This window comes from Streptosporangium saharense (assembly GCF_014203715.1).
Taxonomy (GTDB): domain Bacteria; phylum Actinomycetota; class Actinomycetes; order Streptosporangiales; family Streptosporangiaceae; genus Streptosporangium; species Streptosporangium saharense.
In genome coordinates this window covers 215,485-234,633 of sequence record NZ_JACHJP010000009.1, presented here as the reverse complement: position 1 = coordinate 234,633, position 19,149 = coordinate 215,485, and the positions used below count along the sequence as shown (strand labels likewise).

Annotated in this window: 19 protein-coding genes and 1 tRNA gene; 9 read left to right on the top strand and 11 right to left on the bottom strand. The window is 71.4% G+C overall.

Features of this window, described 5'->3' with window-relative positions:
• Positions 1-28: 28 nt before the first annotated feature.
• Positions 29-1,438 (bottom strand): MFS transporter, encoded by a 1,410-nt coding sequence (locus FHS44_RS31845; RefSeq protein WP_184721472.1) that lies wholly within the window; start codon positions 1,436-1,438, stop codon positions 29-31.
• Between the two features lie 139 nt (positions 1,439-1,577).
• On the opposite strand from FHS44_RS31845, the gene FHS44_RS31840 reads away from it, so the two are divergent.
• Positions 1,578-2,174 (top strand): TetR/AcrR family transcriptional regulator, encoded by a 597-nt coding sequence (locus FHS44_RS31840; RefSeq protein ID WP_184721470.1) that lies wholly within the window; start codon positions 1,578-1,580, stop codon positions 2,172-2,174.
• A gap of 55 nt (positions 2,175-2,229) precedes the next feature.
• On the opposite strand, the gene FHS44_RS31835 is transcribed toward FHS44_RS31840, so the two are convergent.
• The 6 genes from FHS44_RS31835 to FHS44_RS31810 form a co-directional block, all read right to left on the bottom strand.
• Positions 2,230-3,846, bottom strand: coding sequence for a dipeptide ABC transporter ATP-binding protein (locus tag FHS44_RS31835; RefSeq protein WP_184721468.1), 1,617 nt, complete (start codon positions 3,844-3,846; stop codon positions 2,230-2,232).
• Positions 3,843-4,643 (bottom strand): ABC transporter permease, encoded by an 801-nt coding sequence (locus FHS44_RS31830; RefSeq protein ID WP_221461529.1) that lies wholly within the window; start codon positions 4,641-4,643, stop codon positions 3,843-3,845. The genes FHS44_RS31835 and FHS44_RS31830 overlap by 4 nt, the downstream gene beginning before the upstream one ends.
• Positions 4,644-4,646: 3 nt before the next feature.
• Positions 4,647-5,639: an ABC transporter permease gene (locus FHS44_RS31825; protein ID WP_184721465.1), complete on the bottom strand. Its 993-nt coding sequence runs from the start codon at positions 5,637-5,639 to the stop codon at positions 4,647-4,649.
• Positions 5,624-7,279 (bottom strand): ABC transporter substrate-binding protein, encoded by a 1,656-nt coding sequence (locus tag FHS44_RS31820; protein ID WP_184721463.1) that lies wholly within the window; start codon positions 7,277-7,279, stop codon positions 5,624-5,626. Before FHS44_RS31820 ends, FHS44_RS31825 begins: the two co-directional genes overlap by 16 nt.
• Positions 7,280-7,347: 68 nt before the next feature.
• Positions 7,348-8,358 (bottom strand): LLM class flavin-dependent oxidoreductase, encoded by a 1,011-nt coding sequence (locus FHS44_RS31815; RefSeq protein ID WP_221461528.1) that lies wholly within the window; start codon positions 8,356-8,358, stop codon positions 7,348-7,350.
• A gap of 327 nt (positions 8,359-8,685) precedes the next feature.
• A tRNA-Pro gene (locus FHS44_RS31810) sits at positions 8,686-8,762 on the bottom strand.
• A gap of 103 nt (positions 8,763-8,865) precedes the next feature.
• Here FHS44_RS31810 and FHS44_RS31805 point away from each other — a divergent pair.
• From FHS44_RS31805 to FHS44_RS31790, 4 genes are all read left to right on the top strand, one after another.
• On the top strand, positions 8,866-9,420 hold the full coding sequence (locus FHS44_RS31805) for a hypothetical protein (RefSeq protein WP_312863889.1): 555 nt from the start codon (positions 8,866-8,868) through the stop codon (positions 9,418-9,420).
• Between the two features lie 166 nt (positions 9,421-9,586).
• Positions 9,587-10,207 carry a hypothetical protein gene (locus tag FHS44_RS31800; protein ID WP_184721461.1) on the top strand — a complete coding sequence of 207 codons (621 nt, stop codon included), beginning with the start codon at positions 9,587-9,589 and terminating at the stop codon, positions 10,205-10,207.
• Between the two features lie 6 nt (positions 10,208-10,213).
• Positions 10,214-10,837: a hypothetical protein gene (locus tag FHS44_RS31795; protein WP_184721459.1), complete on the top strand. Its 624-nt coding sequence runs from the start codon at positions 10,214-10,216 to the stop codon at positions 10,835-10,837.
• A 3-nt stretch (positions 10,838-10,840) separates the two neighbouring features.
• Positions 10,841-11,032 (top strand): hypothetical protein, encoded by a 192-nt coding sequence (locus tag FHS44_RS31790; RefSeq protein ID WP_184721457.1) that lies wholly within the window; start codon positions 10,841-10,843, stop codon positions 11,030-11,032.
• 38 nt (positions 11,033-11,070) lie between these two features.
• On the opposite strand, the gene FHS44_RS31785 is transcribed toward FHS44_RS31790, so the two are convergent.
• The 3 genes from FHS44_RS31785 to FHS44_RS31775 form a co-directional block, all read right to left on the bottom strand.
• Positions 11,071-12,408, bottom strand: coding sequence for an NAD(P)/FAD-dependent oxidoreductase (locus FHS44_RS31785; protein WP_184721455.1), 1,338 nt, complete (start codon positions 12,406-12,408; stop codon positions 11,071-11,073).
• Positions 12,409-12,435: 27 nt separating this feature from the next.
• Positions 12,436-12,813, bottom strand: coding sequence for an ATP-binding protein (locus tag FHS44_RS31780; protein WP_312863888.1), 378 nt, complete (start codon positions 12,811-12,813; stop codon positions 12,436-12,438).
• Between the two features lie 199 nt (positions 12,814-13,012).
• On the bottom strand, positions 13,013-13,789 hold the full coding sequence (locus FHS44_RS31775; protein WP_184721451.1) for a SigB/SigF/SigG family RNA polymerase sigma factor: 777 nt from the start codon (positions 13,787-13,789) through the stop codon (positions 13,013-13,015).
• Between the two features lie 192 nt (positions 13,790-13,981).
• On the opposite strand from FHS44_RS31775, the gene FHS44_RS31770 reads away from it, so the two are divergent.
• The gene (locus tag FHS44_RS31770) at positions 13,982-14,353 is read left to right on the top strand and encodes an STAS domain-containing protein (protein ID WP_184721450.1); all 372 of its coding nucleotides are present in this window, start codon (positions 13,982-13,984) and stop codon (positions 14,351-14,353) included.
• Between the two features lie 41 nt (positions 14,354-14,394).
• Here the strand turns inward: FHS44_RS31770 and FHS44_RS31765 are convergent, their stop codons facing one another.
• On the bottom strand, positions 14,395-15,126 hold the full coding sequence (locus FHS44_RS31765; protein ID WP_184721448.1) for an ANTAR domain-containing response regulator: 732 nt from the start codon (positions 15,124-15,126) through the stop codon (positions 14,395-14,397).
• Positions 15,127-15,253: 127 nt separating this feature from the next.
• Here FHS44_RS31765 and FHS44_RS31760 point away from each other — a divergent pair, with 127 nt between their 5' ends.
• From FHS44_RS31760 to FHS44_RS31750, 3 genes are all read left to right on the top strand, one after another.
• A complete protein-coding gene (locus FHS44_RS31760; protein WP_184721446.1) occupies positions 15,254-17,113 on the top strand; it encodes a SpoIIE family protein phosphatase in 1,860 nt (619 codons plus the stop codon).
• A 148-nt stretch (positions 17,114-17,261) separates the two neighbouring features.
• Positions 17,262-18,413 (top strand): glycosyltransferase, encoded by a 1,152-nt coding sequence (locus tag FHS44_RS31755; RefSeq protein ID WP_312863887.1) that lies wholly within the window; start codon positions 17,262-17,264, stop codon positions 18,411-18,413.
• 114 nt (positions 18,414-18,527) lie between these two features.
• Complete coding sequence (locus FHS44_RS31750) at positions 18,528-19,145, top strand: FMN-binding negative transcriptional regulator (RefSeq protein WP_184721444.1); 618 nt, start codon at positions 18,528-18,530, stop codon at positions 19,143-19,145.
• Positions 19,146-19,149: the final 4 nt, after the last annotated feature.

Here is a 19,149-nt window from a genome sequence, read left to right as displayed (position 1 = left end):
CGAGTTTTACCCGCCAGAACGCCCGCCTTTACCGCTCCGCGGCCTTCCCGGTTCCCGGGCGGGCCCAGAAGGCCAGGGAGAGGAGCAGCGCGGCGACCAGGGCGCCACCGGCCCAGACGAAGACCGACGAGATCGTGTGGGCGATGTCCCCGGTGCCCTGGGTGAGCGGGATCAGCATGATGGCCAGGCCGAGCGAGCCGCCGACGGTGAGGGCCGTCTGCAGCACCCCCGCCGTGACCCCGGCGTACTCGCTGGGAGCCGTGGTCAGCACGATCATGTTGAGCGGGATGATCGCCACGCCGACGCCCAGTCCCATGACCACGAGGGCCGGGAGCACGCCGCTCGCGTAGGAGCTGCCGCCGTCGAGGCGGGTCAGCCAGGCGACCCCGGCCAATACGACCACGAGACCGGCGACCGCCCGCGTCTTGAGGCCGAACGCGGCGATGCGCCCGGTGAGAAGCTGGGTGGTGGCCAGCAGCGCCAGGCCGAAGGGCAGGATGGCCAGTCCGCTCTGCAGCGCGTTGAAGCCGAGCACCCCCTGCAGATACTGGACCAGATAGATCAGGAAGCCGGTGAGGACCGCCGCGAGCAGCAACAGGCTCAGGAAGGCGCCGACCCGGTCCCGCCCGGTGAGGACCGCGACGGGCAGCAGCGGTTCCGCGGCCCGCCGGTCGACCAGGAGCAGCACGACGACCAGCACGACCGCGGCGCCGAGGGCCGTCAGGGTCCAGCGGTCGCCCCAGCCGCTCTCGGCGGCGTGGACGAGGCCGTACACGGCGGTGGTGAGGGCGGCGGTGCTCAGCAGCGCGCTGGGCAGCCCGAGCGAGCGGGAGCGGGTCGTCTCGTCACGCAGGCCCAGCGCCCGGACGGTGATCGCGATGAGGACCAGCCCGATCGGCACGTTCACCAGCAGGCTCCAGCGCCAGTCCCCCACCCAGGTCAGCACCCCGCCCAGCACCATCCCGGCCGAGGCGCCGAGGCCGGTCACGGTGGAGTAGAGGCCGAAGGCCCGCTGCTGCCGTTCTCCCTGGAAGACGATCGCGAGCAGCGCCAGGCCGGTGGGACCGGCGATCGCCGCGCCCGCGCCCTGCAGGACCCGGCCGACGAGCAGCACCTCCAGGTTCGACGCGAGACCGGCGACCAGCGAGGCCACCACGACCAGCCCGATGCCCGCGAGGAAGACCCTGCGGTGTCCCAGCGCGTCGCCGAGGCGGCCCGCGAACAGCAGCAGGCCGCCGAAGGCGAGGAGGAAGCCGTTCGGCACCCACGACCCTCCGGTGACCGACAGGTGGAGATCGGACTGCAGCGCGGGAAGCGCGACGTTCACGATCGTGCCGTCGAGCTGGAGCATGAACTCGGCCCCGACGATCGCCGTGAGCACGAGGGCCCATGCGCGCTCACCTCCTGAGATGTCGGCGGGGACGCTTTCCTGGGTCATGGAACCTCCACGGTTCACCGGTGGAGAGTGCATAGTGAGGCACCCTCAGGTTAATGGGCACGGCTATACTGAGGTAGTCTCAGGTTAATTGCCAGCATTCAAACTGAGGGATCCTCAGGTTGTCAAGCGGGAGGTAGACGTGGACGACAGGGCCTACATCGCCCAGCGCCCGAAGAGGGCCGACGGACAGCGCAACTACGACGCCATCCTCGCCGCGGCCCGCAAGGCGTTCGAGGCCTCGGGCTCCGACGCCTCCCTTGAGGAGATCGCGAGCCAGGCCGGGGTGGCGATCGGCACGCTGTACCGGCACTTCCCCACCCGCGCCTCACTCGTCGAGGCCACCACCCGCGACGGCCTGGAGAACCTCGTCGCCCAGGCCGGGCGGCTGGCCGCCGACCGGGACCCGCTCGACGCGCTGACCGAGTGGATGCGTGAGGCCGTGGTGCACTTCAGCACCTTCCGCGGCCTCGTCGGCATCCTCACCCAGAGCATGTACGACGAGGGAACGCCCTCGCACGCCATGTGCGCCGCCATGCACCGCAGCGGCGCCGACCTGCTGCGCGCCGCCCAGACGGCGGGCTGCGTGCGCGCCGACCTCACCCCCGACGAGCTGTTCGACCTCATGGGCGCCGCCGCCTGGGTGCGCGAGCAGGCCACCTCCGGCAGGGACGGCAGCCCGCGCCTGCTGCGCCTGATGCTGGAGGGCATCACCACGCGGCCCGTGCTCCCCGTGTAGGCGGAGCAAAGGCCAACAAACCAACAAGGAATCCGTGGGTACGGCGGGGCCCGCGTCAAGCCCGGCTTCGGAGCCGCCCACGAACCGCGAAGCGGGGAACCGCGTCGAGAAGCGCTCTCGTGTACGGATGTGCCGGGTGGTCGAGAACCCGTCGCGTTTCCCCGCTCTCCACCACCCGGCCGTCCTTCATCACCACCACCCGGTGGCTCAGCCCGCGGATGACACCGAGGTCGTGGGAGATGAACACGTACGCCACGCCGAGCCGTTCCTGGACGTCGGCGAGCACGTCCAGAACCTGGGCCTGGATGGACGCGTCGAGCGCGGAGACCGGCTCGTCGCAGACGATGACCTGCGGCTCCGGGGCGAGGGCGCGGGCGATCGCGAGGCGTTGCCGCTGCCCTCCTGACAGTTCTCTCGCGTGCCGGTCGAGCACGGCCGGGGACAGGCCGACGTGCTCAAGCACCCGCGCCACCCGCACGGCGCGCTCCCGCCCCGCCGTCCCCGCCGCCCGCAGCGGCTCCTCCAGGATCTGCCGCGCCGTGTAGCGGGGGTCGAAGGACGACAGCGGATGCTGGTAGATCATCTGCACCCCGCGCCTGGCGGTCCGTCTGGCGTGGCCGCGCAGCCCGTCCCACGGCCGCCCGTCCAGCAGCACGCGTCCGGCGTCGGGGTCGAGCAGGCCCATGAGCAGCCGCCCGAGGGTGGTCTTGCCCGAGCCGGACTCGCCGACCACGCCGAGGGTCTCCCCCGCCCTGACCGTGACCGACACGTCCTCGACCGCGGTGAACGCGCCCCTGCCCGGCAGGGTGAACTCCTTGACCAGTCCCTCGGCCCGGAGCACCTCGCGAGGGCTCCCACCCGGCGTGACCCTCGGACGCGCCGCACGCCCGAGGGCCGCACCGACCAGGGTCCTCGTGTAGGGGTGCGACGGCGACTCCAGCACCCGCGCGGCCGGGCCGTCCTCGACGAACAGCCCGTCCTTCATCACGTACACGTGGTCGGCGATCTCCGCGACCACGCCGAGGTCGTGGCTGATGAGCAGCACCGCGGTGCCGTGGCCGACGCGCTCGCGCAGCAGCCCGAGGACCTGCCGCTGCACTGTCGCGTCCAGGGCCGTCGTCGGCTCGTCGGCGATCAGCAGGTCGGGCCGCGCGGCCAGCGCCGAGGCGATGAGCGCGCGCTGGCGCAGCCCGCCGGAAAGCTGGTGGGGGTACTGCCTGGCCCGGCCCTCAGGGGCGGGGATCCCCGCCTCGCCGAGCAGCCGCACGACCTCGGCGTCCACCTCGCGCGCCGGGACGACGCCGTGGGCACGCAGCGGCTCGGCCACCTCGGCGCCGACCCTGCGCAACGGGTCCAGCGATCCCAGCGCGTCCTGCAGGACGAACCCCACCCGGCGTCCGCGCACCGCCCGCCATCCCCGGCCCCGTACGGCACGCAGGTCGATCCCGTCGAAGGCCAGCTCGGTGGCGGCGACGTGGGCGCCCTCCCCCGCGAGGCCGACGAGGCTGCGGGCCGTGACGCTCTTGCCCGACCCCGACTCCCCGACGATCGCGACGATCTGGCCCCGGCCGATCCGGAACGAGACGCCCCGCACCGCCTCGACCTCGCCGCGCCGGACGGGGAAGCGCACCGTGAGGTCCCGCACGGCGACGAGGGGGTCTTCGGCCGTCACGGCAGTCTCCGTTCGACGCGGCGGTTGAGGTGCTGTCCGACGAGCGTGACGGCCAGCACCGCGACGGTGACGGCGATCCCGGGGAACACGCCGGGCCACCAGGCGAGCGCGAGGAACTCCCTGCTGTCGGCGAGCATGGCGCCCCACTCGGCGGTGGGCGGGCGGGGGCCGAGCCCCACGAAACTGAGCGAGGAGCTCGCGACGATCATCGCGCCCAGGCTGACGGTCGCCAGCGCGAGAAACGGGCCCGCCGCGTTCGGCAGCACGTGCCTGGCGACCACCTGGGCCCGTGACCAGCCGAAGCCGTGGGCGGCCTCGACGTACTGCGCGGCGCGCAGGCGGATCACCTCGGCGCGCGCCACCCGGGCGAAGCCCGGCACGGAGACCACCGCGAGGCCGACCGCGGCCGAGCCGCTCCCCGGACCGAGCACGGCGACGACGAGGAAGACCAGCAGCAGGCCGGGGACGGACAGGATCACGTCGAGCGAGCGGCTGAGGACCTGGTCGGCGATCCGGCCGAGTTGGGCTGCGGCCACCCCCACGGCGACGCCGGCCACGAGCGCCAGCAGGACCGCCCCGGTCCCGATGAGCAGGGAGGGCCTGGCGCCGTACACGATCCTGGCGTAGAGGTCGCGGCCGTTCTGGTCCGTGCCGAGCCAGTGTTCGGCGCCCGGCGGACGCAGGACCGCCTCCAGGTCGGCCGCGTCCGGATCGGCGCCGGTGAACAGCGAGGGGAACGCCGCCATGGCGGCCAGCAGCACCAGCACGGCCGTCCACGGCCACAGGCTTCTGGGCACCGGCTACCTTCCCGCGTCCCGTGTCCTGGGATCGATCACCCAGGTGAGGATGTCGACCGTGATGGTCAGCAGCACGAACGCGACCGCCGTGACCAGGACGACCGCGACGACCACGGGCATGTCCTTGTTCGCCACGGCGGACAGGGCCAGGCGTCCGATCCCCTGCCGGGAGAAGACGATCTCGATGATGACCGCGCCACCGATCAGGGAACCGGCGATCCAGCCGAGCAGCGTGGTGACGGGCAGCAGGGCGTGGCGCAGCACGTGCCGCAGGCGCAGCGCGGCCTCGCCGATGCCCCGGGCGCGGGCGGTCACCACGAACGGCTCCTCCATCGCGCGCAGCAGCCCCTCCCGCAGCACCCCGGCGACCACCGCCGCCGGTCCCGCGGCCAGCGCCACGGTCGGCAGCACCAGGCCCGCCGGGGAGGAGGACCCGATGGCCGGGAACCAGTGCAGGGTGAAGGAGAAGACGGTCAGCAGCAGCAGTCCGAGCCAGAACGGGGGCAGGGCCACGACCAGCGACTCGGCCGCGGCGAACAGCGAGCGCACCCACGCCCTGCGGTTCACGCTCAACAGCCCGGCCAGGACCGACACGACGACTGTGACGAGCAGGGTCGTGGCCACCAGCAGCAGCGTGTCGGGGAGCTGGGCGGCGATCTCGTCCCACACCGGCCTGCGCAGCACGTACGACTCGCCGAACTCGCCGCGCGCGATCCGGCCGAGATAGGTGAGGTACTGCACGGGCAGCGGATCGTCGAGGCCGTACTCCGCGACAAGGCGGGCCCGGATCGCGGGGGTGACCGAGGAGCGCGCGAGCAGGACGTCGGCGGTGCTGCCCGGCATGACCTGCAGCAGGACGAACGTCGCCGTCACCGCCCCCCAGAGCACCGCGAAGGAGGCGGCCAGGCGGACCAGCACGAGGCGGACGAGTGCTCCGCGTGCCGTACCGGACCGGCCTGGCGCCGCGGCCTCCCGCATCCTCAGGACGCCAGCCATACGCCGGACAGGTCGGGCGATCCGTCGACGTTGAACCGTACGTCGCGGACGCCGTCGCGAGCCGCGACGACGGACAGGGGCGAGTAGATGGGCAGCACCGCGGCGTCCTCGGTGATCCGCCGCTGCACCTCGGCGTAGACGCCGAACTGCTCGGACTGGCTCGCGGCGTCGAGCGCCCGTTTGAGGGCGTCCTCGGTCCGCGGGTCGTCGTAGCGGGCCATGTTGTTGCTGATCCCGCGTTCGGGCGTGGGGATGTTCTCCGCGGAGAACAGCACCCGCAGCACGTCGGGGCCGGGCGCGGAGAAACTGGTGTCGATCAGTTCGTAGTCCCCGGCCAGCAGGCGGTTGACGAAGGTGCCGCCGTCGAGGTTCTCCTCGACGATCTCGACGCCGAGCCGTTTTGCCGCGGCCTGGATCTGCACGGCGAGATTGCTCACCGACGGGTCCGACCACATGTGGCGCAGCGTGAGGCGCTTGCCGTCCTTTGTCCGGTATCCCGCGGCGTCCCGTCCCGTCCATCCGGCCTGGTCGAGCAGCCGGTTCGCCTCGGCCGGGTCGTGTCCGTAGGCCGGGGCGAGTGAGCCGTCGAACCCCGGAGTACTGGCCGACAGCGGGCCCTGGGCGCCGTCGTACACACCGAAGTAGACGTTCTTCACGATCTGCCGCCAGTCGACGCCCGCCCGCAGCGCCCTGCGCACGTTGACGTCGCTCAGCGGCCCCTTCTCGGTGTTCGGCCAGTAGCTGTAGTTGGCGCCGGGGAAACGCGTCGTGTGCAGGGTGAAGCCGGGGGTGCTCTTCAGCGTGCCGACGCTCGCCGGGGCGAGGCCGGTCACCGCGTCGACCTGGCCGCTGGTGAGCGCGCCGAGCCTGGCGGAGTTGTCCGGCACGACCGTGACTTCGATGCGGTCGAGCGGCACGGGGCCGCTCTTCGTCCCCTCGGGCGCCCAGGCGTAGGCCGGGTTCCTGACGTAGTCGATGCCCTTCTGCGAGGTGAAGCCGGTCTCGGATTTGAAGGGGCCGGTACCGACGACGACGGCGCACAGTTTCGACGCCGGGCCCTTGAGCGTGATGGGCGACTCGATGCCGAGGTTGGGCTGGGCCAGCGCGGCCAGGAATCCGGAGTCGGGGCGTTTCAGCGTCACCTCGGCCGTCAGCGGGTCGAGCGCCTTCGACGACCGGTAGGCCGCGAGTAGACTGCCCGCGAGCAGCGACTTGGTCTTCGGATCGACAACGTGGTCGAGGTTGGCGACGACCGCCGCCGCGTCGAACCGCTGGCCGTCGGTGAAGGTGACGCCCTCGCGCAGCCGGAAGGTGTAGGTCAGTTTGTCCGCCGAGACCTTCCACTCCCTGGCCAGCCAGGGGTGGAACTTCCCCTGCGGGTCCTGGTAGACCAGCGAGTCGACGATGGGCCGGGTGAGCAGCCTGGCGGACTCGGTCGGGCTCTGGTGGGGGTCGAGGCACTCCGGTTCCTTCTCGACCGCCAGCCGCAGCGTGCCCCCGGCGCGGGGCGAGGCGTCCCCGGTCCCGCTGCCCGCCGTACCGGCCGTTCCCGGTGAGCAGGCGGCGACGAGAGCCAGCAGCAGTACGGCTCCCGCCCAGGCGGCGGGGGTTGTGGTCGCGGGCCTCAGAGCAGCACCCATCCTCATCCTGTTCCTTGCGAAGTTCCTGCGGTGTTCGCCGGTTCCGAAGCGGCGTCGAACTCGGACGGTCAGGCGACGCCCGCCCCTGAGGGCTGGAGGGACGACACGATCCCGGCGACCAGTTCGTAGGAGCGGATCCTGGCCCCGTGGTCGGGCACCTGGGTGAGCACGAACAGCTCGTCAGGGCGGGTGTCGCGCAGGAAGGCGCCGAGGCGGGGCGCCACGCGCTCGGGGCTCCCGACGAACTGGGGATCGATCCTGCTCCGCAGGAACCGCGCCTCGTCGGGGGTGAAGCGGTGCGCGGCCGTCTCCTCCTCGGTCGGCAGCACCGTCGCCGGATCGACCGTGCGCATCAGGATCTGCCCGTAGACGAAGGAGGCGGCCAGCCTCTCGGCGCGCTCGTCATCATCGTTGACGACGGCGATCACCGCCACGCAGGCGTACGGCTCGGCCAGGGCCGGTGAGGGTCTGAAGGCACGCCGGTAGGCCTCAAGCGCCTCCGGCGCCCCACCTCCCACGATCGCGTGCGCGTACACGTACGGCAGGCCGAGGCGCCCGGCGTTCGCGGCGCTGCCCGCGCTCGATCCGACCAGCCAGATCTCGGGCGGCGTGGTGGGCTCGGGGATGGCCCGGACGCCGCCGCTGCCCCCGGCGAAGTACTCGCCAAGTTCGCGCAGCGCGTCGGGGAAGGCGAGTCCGCGCGGGTCGCCCAGGCGGGCGGCGGTCTCCGGGGAGCCACCCGCGGCGCGGCCGACGCCGAGATCGACCCGGCCCGGGTGGAGCCCGGCCAGCACGCCGAACTGCTCGGCGACCACGTACGGCGAGTGGTTGGGCAGCAGCACCGCTCCCGAGCCGACGCGGATGGTCGAGGTCGCCGCGAGGATGGACCCGGCGAGCACCGCCGGACTCGAGGTCGCCAGGGCCGGTGTGCTGTGATGCTCGGCCACCCAGTAGCGCCGGTACCCCAGTGCCTCCGCGGCCCGGGCCAGGTCGAGGGAACGGCGCAGCGCCTCGCCCGCGGTGTCACCGCGCCAGACGGGAACGGTGTCATGCACGGAGACCGCGATTGCCTCGGCCAACGGTCCTCTCCTTCACAGGGATCAACGCGGGCACCAAAAGGGAGACATACTGAGGTACCCTCAGCTTACGCCCGCCGCACAGTTAACCTGAGGGATCCTCAGTCTGTCAACGGCATACGGCACCACACGGTGCGAACAGGAGGAAACCAGACACCCCACCGGACCGTACGGCCCGGCCGCTCACGGTTTCGGATGAACATGAGGCAATGGCCGCACGGTGAAGACGAGAAGAGAGCCGGGCGAGACTCTTAGTGCCTCAGCAAGTACCGCGGAACGCGAAAAGGGCGCCTCCTGTTTAGGAGACACCCTCGCTGACCAGTGAAAACCTGGTCGGGACGACAGGATTTGAACCTGCGACCCCTTGACCCCCAGTCAAGTGCGCTACCAAGCTGCGCTACGTCCCGGTTTTTGGCCCTATGGACCAAATTGTGTCCTTGGCTCTGCGAGCTGGACGTGGAGTAGCCTACCTCAGGTTGAGGGGGTCGCGCACAAGGCACGTGTGGACGGGTGAGGGACGGGCTGCGGGTGGGACGGAAGGCGTTGATCGACCAGGGGGAGTTGCGGCGGCTGGCCGGGCGGGGGTTGTCCAATGCGGAGCTCGCGGTCCACTTCGGGGTGAGTGAGTCGGGGATCCTCCAGGCCAAGCGGGCCGCGGGTCTGTCGAAGCCGATGCTCGACCACTCGCGGGCCATCCCGTGGAAGCTGGAGCGCGCGCACAACCAGTCCGGGCCCGCGACGAACCTGCGCAACCTCTCGTCGATCACTCAGGGGCGCGCGATCCCCGTGGAGAAGCGCAACACGGCGCTGCGCTGGGCGGACCGGCTGGTCGCGGCGGGGCTGGACGTCGCCTACGACCCGCAGACGGGCTTCACCGAGGTGCCCGCGCCGCCGGAAGGCTCACTTGTCGGACGGCTCGCGGCCGAGGCCCGTGCCGCCCTCGACGCTGCCGCCGACCCCTCACGACCCCTCGACGCCGCCGAGACCTCGCAAGACCCGGACGACCCCTCAGAGGCCCCGGACCCGTCGCGGCCCCAGGCCTCTGACGTCCGGCAGGCCCCCTGACACCCGGCTCTCGCGGCCGAACGAGCCGGATGAAACGCCTTCATCTACCCGACAAATCCGCATAAAACGCGTTTTCGGCCGCTAATCACAAACCACGACGACCGGTTTCGGAGCGAACCCCTGGGGCAGCGCACGGGGACAGACGCTTACACAACCGGAGGCAGACATGTCCACCGTGATCTGGGTGGTCGTGATCGTGGTCGCGGTGGTGGCGGTCATCGCAGTCGGCGCCGCCGTACTGCAGCAGCGGCGCCGGCACCGACTTCGTGATCGATTCGGCCCCGAATACGACCGAACCGTGCGGGAACGTGACAATCGGCGCGAGGCCGAGCAGGAGCTTCTGGCCCGTGAGCAGCGTTTCAGCGGCCTCGAAATCCGTCCGCTCGCCCCGCAGGTCCGCGAAGGCTACGTCAGGAAGTGGATGGAGGTCCAGGAGCGCTTCGTCGACGCTCCCGGGTTCGCCGTGACCGAGGCCGACCACCTGGTGACCTCGGTGATGGCGGAGCGGGGATACCCGACCGAGAACTTCGAGCAGCGGCTGTCCGACCTGTCGGTCGCGCACGGCCGTACCCTCGACCACTACCGGCAGGCCCACGTGATCAGCGGCAGAGCCGCACACCAGGAGGCCTCGACCGAGGAACTCAGGCAGGCGATGGTGCACTACCGCGTCCTGTTCGAGGAACTGCTCGAAGTGCCTGACGGCGACCACTCCTCGCGGCCGGACGGTCCGGGCCGCGCGGAGACACCCCAGGAACGGACCACCCGACGTGACGCGCGAGGACAGTGATCCGAGATGACAGACCGAACAGGAAACGACCAGGACCGTCTCGTCCACGGCGGCCCCGCTGAGAGGACGGACGTGCCCTCCCAGCGCGCAGAAGAGGCCACTCCCGCCTTCCGGGAGCCCCAGACGCCCGAAGACCACCGCGAGCCCCTCGACGACCAGACACTCGTAGGCCACCGGAACCCGCTCGCCGACCGGGCGTACGACGAGTCCGACCGGGCGTACGACGATCGTGACGTGCCGGATCCGGCCCACCCGGCCGACCTCTCCTCGGAGGGCGACCTCCCGACCGCCGACGTGCGCGCCACCCCGGCGGAGGCCCCCGCGAACGAGGGGCTGTTCGACCAGGACCCCGACGAGGTACGGCGTCGCTGGCAGGAGGTCCAGGCGAGCTTCGTGGACGACCCCCGCGACTCGGTCGAGCGTGCCGACTCCCTCGTCACCGAGGTCGGCGACCAGCTGCGCGCCGCGCTTGAGGCCCGCGCCTCCGGGCTGCGGAACCGCTGGCAGGACGCCGAGGGCGGCGACACCGAGGGGCTGCGTACGGCCCTGCGGGACTACCGCGCGCTGCTCGACCGCCTCCTCGACCTGACCTCGGGAAGCGCGACCGGCCTCCCCACCGAGAGGAGATGACGCATGCTCGCGATAGCCGCCGCCGTCGTCTTCGGCCTGGGGCTGCTTCTCGACCTGATCAACACCAGGATCGGTGGCATCACCGGCACCACGTTCATCCTGGGCGGCCTGCTGCTCCTCGCCCTCCATCAGGCCGGGGTGGGAACGGCGGGCGTCCGCAGCGGAACCGGCGGGAGCTGGCGCCGCAGGCGCTGAGACCCGCCCAAGAAAACCAGAGCCCGTGGTCCCTCAGGTCACCTGAGGGTCACGGGCTCCGGCACGTTCTCCCTCTCGGCCCTGACCGCGCGCTCGAACTCCGCGCGGGGGTCGCTGAGCTGCCCGAGCGAGACGATCTCCCTGCGGAAGAACAGCGCGAGCGTCCAGTCGACCAGGATCCGCACCTTCTTGTTCAGCGTCGGGACCTGGGACAGGTGGTAGGTGCGGTGCATGAACCAGGCGGGCAGCCCCCGCACCTTGTGGCCGCGGATCTGCGCCACGCCCTGGTGCAGCCCCAGTCCTGCGACGGCCCCGGCGTAGGCGTGCCGGTAGGGCCGCAGCGGCCTCCCCCTGAGCGTGGCCAGCACGTTGTCCGCCAGGACACGCGCCTGCCGTACGGCGTTCTGCGCGTTGGGGGCGCAGGTCTCCCCCGGTTTGGTCAGGTCGGGTACGGCGGCGCAGTCGCCCGCCGTGAAGACGTTCCCGAACCCCTCGACGGTCAGTTCGGCCGTCGCCCTCACCCGTCCGCCTCCGTCCAGCGGCAGGCCGCTGTCGCGCACCAGCGGGTGCGGCCTGACCCCGGCGGTCCACACGAGGGTGTCGGTGACGAACTCGGCGCCGTCGTCGAGGACGAGGTGGCCGCCGAGCGCCGACAGCAGGCGGGTCCCGGTCCGTACGTCGATTCCCCTGGCACGCAGCTGTTCGAGGGTCCAGCGGCCCATCTCGGGGCCGACCTCGGGCAGGATGCGGTCGGTCGCCTCGACCAGGAGCCAACGCATGTGGCCCGGCTCGATCGTCGGATAGTAGGCGCACGCGTCGCGGGCCATGTCCTCAAGCTCGGCGAGCGCCTCGACCCCGGCGAAGCCCGCGCCGACGAACACGAAGGTCAGCGCCCTGGCGCGGATCGCGGGGTCGGTGGTCGAGTCGGCGAGGTCGAGCTGGGCCAGCACGTGGTTGCGCAGGTGGATGGCCTCTTCGAGGGTCTTGAAGCCGATCCCGCACTCGGCGAGGCCCGGGATGGGCAGGGTCCTGGAGACCGAGCCCGGCGCGAAGACCAGCAGGTCGTATCCCAGGACGCGTCCCGGGCCGCCGTGCGGTCGCAAATCGACCGTCCTGGCGTGGGGATCGACACCGACCACCCAGCCGTTGAGGATCCGGCAGCCGCCGAGGACCCGGCGCAGGGGGACGACGACGTGTCGCGGCTCGACGTTGCCCGCCGCCGCCTCCGGCAGGAACGGCTGGTAGGTCATGTACGAGTCGGCGTCGACCAGTGTGATGTGGGCCTCGCCCCTGCGGAGCCTCCGCTGGAGCCGTAGCGCGGTGTACATGCCTACGTATCCGCCGCCGACGATCAGAATGCGGGCGAAATCAGTCATGAATCGGGCGTACCCCGAAAAACTACTTCAGACCTTGAAGAACATCGTGATGAACGTGCCCGCGGCCCCGGTCTCGAACCTGATGTCGGAGCTGACCATCCGGGCCACCCACAGGCCCATGCCACTGGTGGCGAAGGGGGCGGGGGGCGTCTCACCGGGTGGCGTCTCGGGGTCCCAGTGGCCCTCGTCGTGCACCTCGACGACGAGGGTGCGGCCCACGCACCAGATCCGCATCACGGCCTTCGCGGTGGGGTGACCGTGGGTGACGGCGTTGGTCGCCACCTCGTTCACCGCCACGAGGAAGTCGGCCAGTCTCTCCCGCGTCATCCCGCCCTGTACGGCGTGCGCCTCGGCGAAGTCTCGCACATCAGGCAGATCGGGCAGGCAGAAGGCCAGTTCCGCCACGGGGGCTCCGGCGGGGGGAAGCCGGGAACGGTCGCCGCTCGCCAGAAAGCGAGCCGGACGAACACCGTCCTCGTTCACGCGAGATCCGCCTCCCCTGTCCCACCGCGCCATCGCTCTCAGCACCTGGGGATCATTTCAACCGCACCCTATGCCACATCGCTCCGTCGCCGGTTTGGGTGCCCGATGAGGGCCGGTGTATTCAGCATTCGGCGACCAGGTCGGCCCGAAGCTGGTCCAGCACCTTTCGCAGGATACGGGAAACGTGCATCTGGGAGATTCCAAACTCGGCCGCGATCTCCGCCTGGGTCATGTTCCCGAAGAAGCGCAGCAGCAGGATGTTCTTCTCCCGCTGCGGCAGCTTGTCGATCAGCGGCATGACGGCCTCGCGGTCGACGAGCATGCCCACGGCGTCGTCCTGGTCGGGGATGACGTCGCCGAGCGCCGCGGCGTCGTCGTCGGTGCCGAGCGGCGCGTCCAGGGACAGCGCGCTGTAGGCGGCCGAGGCGTCCAGGGTGAGCAGGACGTCCTCCTCGGAGATGTTCATCTTCGCCGCCAGCTCGGCGACCGTCGGGGAGCGGCCGAGGTCCTGGCTGAGGTCGGCGACCAGCCGGTTCAGCTCGGCCCTGCGCTCCTGGTAGACACGCGGCACCCGGATCGCCCAGGTGCGGTCGCGGAAGTGCCGCTTGACCTCGCCGGTCATCGTGACCACCGCGTAGCCGCGGAAGGCGTGACCGAGGCTGGCGTCGAAGCCGTTGATCGCCTTCATCAACCCGACGTAGGCGGCCTGCAGGAGGTCCTCAAGCGGCTCGCCGCGGTAGCGGTAACGACGGGCGATCTCCATGGCGAGGGGCCGGTGCATCTCGACGAGGCGCTCGCGCAGCCGCTCGGCGCGGTAACCGGAGACCTCGGGCAGAGCCATCTCGGCGAGAAGGTCCTCAGCGGTCAGGTCGGTGATTTCGAGGGCCTGGACAGACATCGCTGCTCCCTGGTGGGACTGTCGGGGCGACACCACACGCGGAACAGCGTCCGGGCAGACGGCATCGCCTCGACCACTTTTCGAGGCGAGGCCCTCTGCTGGACCTCGGTTCTAGTATTACCCCGATTCCGGGAGTATTGCTCGCTTGCAGGTAACAGTAAGGTTGCTAATCGAAAGGCTAGGAGGACCTGAGTGACGGTGTCGGAGAACGGCGAGAGAGCGGCGGCACTGACCCTGACGTCGGAGTTGGTCGGCGGAATCAACGTGATCCGGGTAACCGGTCTGCTCGACGCGACGACCAGGGACCAGTTCGCCGAGTACCTCGCCGCCGAGGTTAGCGAGCACGGTCCCGAGATGGCGCTGGACCTCGGCGGGGTGACCTTCATGGACTCCCGGGCCCTCGGGCTGATCGTCCATCACTGGCAGCTCAGCACGAACGCCGAGGCCAGGTTCGCGCTCATCGGCGTCGAGTACGCCAAGACCAAGGTGATGTGGATCACCGGACTGGCCCAGCGGCTGCCGCTCTACGACACGATCGACGACGCGCTGGCCGCCTTCGGCTGACCCCCGACCGGCGCCCTGTCCCCCGCGCCGGCCAGTACGGCTCACGCCGTGTCCGCTGTGTCCGCCCTGCCCGCCTGGTTGCGCTGGTGCTCGTCGACCAGCAGCCTGGCCAGGTCGGCAACCTTCACCTGGTGGTGCTGGGAGATCCTGCGCAGCTCGTCGAAGGCGGCCTCCGCCGAGCAGCCGCTGGACTTCATGATGATGCCCTTGGCCTGGTCGATGACCGCCCGGCCCGCCAGCGCCTCCTGCATCTGCGCCGCGTCCGTCCTGACCTCGTCGTAGTCCCACACGTTGGCCAGCGCCACGGTCACCTGCTCGGCGAGCATGTCCGCGAGCGGGGGGACGTTCCTGGCCGCGAACACGCCGGGGCGCACGCCGTACAGGCCGAGGACCAGGATGGAGTGCTCGACGGTGATCGGCATGGACAGGACCGTGCGGACGCCGCAGCGGACCGCCATCCCGGCGTAGCCGGGCCAGCGGGAGTCACGCAGGACGTCCTGGACGATCACCGGGCGCCCGGTCTCGCGGGCCTCCGCCGAGGGGCCCTCCCCCAGATCGTTCTCGCTGTCGACGAGCACGATGAGCTCGCTGTGCGAGGCGGAGACGACAACGCGCTCCCGCCGCCACAGCTCGGCCGAGCCGCCCGCGCATCCGGGGACCCCGCCCGCGAGCGTCGCGGTCAGTCCGCGCAGCACGCTCTCGCTCGACGTCTCCTCGCTGACCCTGCCGAGGGCCGCGAGGTCTCGGGCGAGAACGGGAGTCACCATGTCCATGGCACGAGCCCCCCTCTCTGTTTCGCTAACTTAAGCACTATCCGACCGCGCATCCTTCCGACCCCGCCGGGTGACGTACCGTCTACGACGGGGCCGCCCGGTCCCCGGCCGCCGACGAGGACGAGCATTGACCGACGCCATTGGCCTCAACACGCTGGAGCAGGCGCTACGCGCGCTCTCCTCCAGGGTCTCCTCCCTGCGCGAGGCGAGGTCCGCCTACCCCGCCGACCCCCGGTCCACACTCGACGCGGCGCTGGCGGAGCTCGACACCGCCCGTGAACTGCTCGAATCAGCCCTTCGTGAGTTGCGCAAGGCGCCCAAACGCTCCGGAGAGCGGGAGAGCGGCTCACAGCGGGAGCTCAAACTGCTGCGGCAGGTCTTCCGCACCTTCCCGGTCCCGGTGGTCGTGCTCGACTCCTCGGGGGTGGTCAGGCGGATCAGCGCGGAGACCTCGCGGATGCTGGGCAGCCCGGCCGGTTACCTGATCGGGCGTTCCTTCCCGCTGCTGGTCGACGTCTCGCGGCGGGCGGCCTTCCGCTCGCACCTGACGGCCGTCCAGCAGGGAGGCCAGAGCACGACGTTCCAGACCCGGCTGGCCCACCAGGGCAGGGCGCACACGGTGCAGCTGGCCATCACCCGGCTGACCATGCCCGGGGAGCCGCAGGAGATGATCGCGATCGTGGTCCTGCCGCTTGAGGCGCAGGTCGCGGGTGACCCTCCCGGCCCTGTCGACCGCTCGGACGCCTCGCTGGTCATGGCCGCCGCGCGCCGCCAGGAGCTGCTGGCCAGGATGACCCGGCTGCTGCTCGACGAGGAGAGCCTGCGCCAGCCGGTGACCGTCACCAGGGCGGCGCGGCTGCTGGCCGCGGAGACCGCCGACTGGGTGATCGCCGACGTGGTTCGCGACGGCGTGCCCAGGCGCGCGGTCGTGCTCGGGCCGAGCGACAAGCCGGTGACCGAGCTGGTCCGCCTCGTCGAGGGGATGACGCCGCTGACGGCGCCCGCGGTGGCCCACGTGCTCACCGGGGGCTCCGGCGTGGTCCACGAGATGCTTGAGGACGACTCGCTGATCGGCGAGGTCCCCGGCGGGCCGCCGCTGCTGCGGGTCATGGGCGCGGCGTCACTGCTGGTCGTGCCGATCCAGGGCGAGGCGGGCGCGCTGGGTGCCCTCACTCTGGTACGGCTGCGCGACCGGGAGCCGTTCTCCCTGGCCGACCTGGGGCTGATGGAGGAGATCGGCGCCCACCTGGGGCTCGCGCTGCGCGCCAGGCGCAGTTTCCAGACCCGGTCCCAGGCGGCCGACGCGCTGCGCGCCAGCGTGGTGCCCAGGAGTCTGCCGGACATCCCCGGCGTCGAGGCGGCGGCGATCTACCACGCCGGGTCGAGCCAGGTCGGCGCCGAGTTCTACGACGTCTTCCCGGTGCGGGACGGGTGGGGCTTCGCGCTCGGGGGCGCGGCGGGCAAGGGCGAGGAGGCCGCCTCCGTCACCGCCATGGTGCGCAACGGGCTGCGGGTGCTGAGCGTGTGGGAGTCCGACCCCGTCGAGGCCATGCGCAGGCTGAACCACGCGCTGGTGGCGCAGAACAGCGGGATGTTCGTGATGGCCGTGGCGGGCTTCGTCAGGGCCCGCAGGATCGTGCTGGCCGGGGCAGGGCACCATCCGGCGGCGCTGCTGCAGGCCGACGGCGGGGTGCGCTTCACCGCGGGGGGCGGCGTGCCGCTCGGCATCGCGCCGGAGGCGGAGATCCTCAACGAGGAGATCACGCTGACCTCGGGCCAGACGCTGGTGTTCTACTCCGACGGGCTGGTCGCCTCGCAGAACGACCAGGGGGAGGCCTACGGCGAGACCCGCCTGGCGGACGTGCTGGCGCGCTGCGCGGGGCAGGCGCCCGCGACCGTGGTCAAGGCCGTCGAGGAGGACCGGCACGCCTTCTCCGGCGGGCGGGTGTGGGACGAGATCGTGATCCTCGCGCTGCGCGTCGTGTGACGCCGCAGGGAGTTCCGAAGAATTCGGAGGTTTGCCTGACTCCCCGAGTTGGGTATGGTGATGTGCATCGCAGATGAGTGCCTAAGAAGCAGGCACCCCTGAAGGATTCCAGGCTTTCTCATGCCTAATCTCCTCCCAGAGGTGTGCCGTGAACATCGCATTCGTCTCCTCGGACGCTCCCTCCGCCCTTCAGGGCAAGGACGACCTCGCCTCGCAGCGGGCCCACCTGATGGCCGTGGCCCGCGAGCTCGGCCGTGAGCACAAGGTCACGATCTACACCCGTAAGCACTCGGACGCCGACAGGCCAAGGGTGCGTCTGTCCCCCGGCGTCACGCTGGAGCACCTCTCCGCGGGTCCCGCGCGGGACCTTCCCGAGGACGGTCTGCTGCCCTACCTGTCCGACCTCGGCGAGCAGCTCATGCGGCGCTGGGGCCAGGACCGGCCCGACGTCATCCACGCGCACTCCTGGACCGGCGGGCTCGCCGCCATCGCCGGGGCCAGCGGGCTCGGCGTGCCGTTCACCCAGACCTTCGGCGCCGAGGACGGCCAGGACGCCAGGAAGGCCAAGCTGCGGCGGGCGATCGGCCGCAGGGCGAGCGCGGTGATCGCCGGATGCGGCGACGAGGAGTCCACGCTGATCCGGATGGGCGTGCCGCGCCGCAACATCGCGGTGATCCCCTGCGGGGTGGACGTCGAGCGCTTCAGACGTCAGGGCCCGGCCGCCGCCAAGGGCGCCCGGCCCCGGCTGCTGCACGTCGGGCCGCTGAGCCCGTACAAGGGCGTGCACACCGCGGTGCGCGCGCTGGCGGGCATCCCCGAGGCCGAGCTGGTCGTCGCGGGCGGTCCCGCCGCCGGTGACCTCGGGCAGGACGCCGACGCGCAGCGGGTGATGCTGCTGGCCAAGGAGATCGGCGTCGAGGACCGCGTCACCCTGCTCGGCCAGGTGCCGCACGCCTCGATCCCCAAGCTGATGCGCAGCGCCGACGTGGTCGTCTCGCTGCCCAGGGAGGCCCCGGCCGGGGTCGTCGCCCTTGAGGCCATGGCCTGCGGCGTCCCGATCGTCGCCTCGGCGGTCGGCGCCCACCTGGACTCGATCGTGGACGGCGTGACCGGGCTGCTGGTGCCCGCGGACCGGCCCGCGTGGACCGCCCGCCTCACCCGTGAGCTGCTCGCCGACTCGACCCGCCGTACCGCGATCGGCTTCGCGGGGGCGGACCGGGCGCGTTCGCGCTACTCGTGGGAGCGGATCGGCCAGGAGCTGGTCCAGGTCTACGAGAACGCGATGGCCGTCCAGCGCTGAGCTCGCCGTACGGCACGGGCCGGGACCTTCCTGGAGGGGGAGGTCCCGGCCCTTTTTGTACGGCCTGCATGCCCGAGTTGTCCCGTGCGACTGGATGGACATACGTTTACCTGCATGCTGATTCATCCCTGGGACACCGCGAGCGAGGACGAGGCGCTGGACTTCGTCAGGGCCAACGAGTTCGGCCACCTGATCGCCTCCGGGCGGGGGCGCGAGGTTCCCGTGGTCGTGCCGACCCAGTTCCTGCTGGCCGACGAGCGGACGGTCCTGCTCCACCTGGCCAGGCCCAACCCGATCTGGGCGGCCATCGCGGAGAACCCGGCCGTGGTGCTCTCGGTCGCCGGGGACTGGGCCTACGTCCCCGGCGGGTGGAAGGTCCTGCCGGAGGACGGGGAGGACCCTTCCATGGGAGTTCCGACCACCTACTACGCCGCCGTCCAGCTCGTCTGCGACGCCGAGGTGCTCTCCGGCCCCGAGGAGAAGAAGGAGGTCCTCAGAGCCCAGCTCGGCCGCCTTGAGGCGGAGGGGGCACTCATGGACCCCTCGGCGCACGAACGACAGCTCAGGGGCATCCTGGGGCTCCGGCTGAGGGTCAGGAAGGTCAGCGGCAAGTTCAAGTACGGCGGCAACGTGGACGAGGCGCACCGGCGGCACGTCGCCGACCGGCTGGCCGAGCGGGGCGGCCCCGGCGACGCCGCCGCCCGCGCGCACCTGCTGCGGGGACTCGGGTAGGCGT

Excerpts from the sequence above, each read along its gene's own strand:
- FHS44_RS31845 (WP_184721472.1), bottom strand. The coding sequence starts at position 1,438 with ATGACCCAGGAAAGCGTCCCCGCCGACATCTCAGGAGGTGAGCGCGCA.
- FHS44_RS31825 (WP_184721465.1), bottom strand. The coding sequence starts at position 5,639 with ATGGCTGGCGTCCTGAGGATGCGGGAGGCCGCGGCGCCAGGCCGGTCC.
- FHS44_RS31820 (WP_184721463.1), bottom strand. The coding sequence starts at position 7,279 with ATGGGTGCTGCTCTGAGGCCCGCGACCACAACCCCCGCCGCCTGGGCG.
- FHS44_RS31800 (WP_184721461.1), top strand. The coding sequence starts at position 9,587 with ATGTCCACCGTGATCTGGGTGGTCGTGATCGTGGTCGCGGTGGTGGCG.
- FHS44_RS31795 (WP_184721459.1), top strand. The coding sequence starts at position 10,214 with ATGACAGACCGAACAGGAAACGACCAGGACCGTCTCGTCCACGGCGGC.
- FHS44_RS31790 (WP_184721457.1), top strand. The coding sequence starts at position 10,841 with ATGCTCGCGATAGCCGCCGCCGTCGTCTTCGGCCTGGGGCTGCTTCTC.
- FHS44_RS31785 (WP_184721455.1), bottom strand. The coding sequence starts at position 12,408 with ATGACTGATTTCGCCCGCATTCTGATCGTCGGCGGCGGATACGTAGGC.
- FHS44_RS31775 (WP_184721451.1), bottom strand. The coding sequence starts at position 13,789 with ATGTCTGTCCAGGCCCTCGAAATCACCGACCTGACCGCTGAGGACCTT.
- FHS44_RS31765 (WP_184721448.1), bottom strand. The coding sequence starts at position 15,126 with ATGGACATGGTGACTCCCGTTCTCGCCCGAGACCTCGCGGCCCTCGGC.
- FHS44_RS31750 (WP_184721444.1), top strand. The coding sequence starts at position 18,528 with ATGCTGATTCATCCCTGGGACACCGCGAGCGAGGACGAGGCGCTGGAC.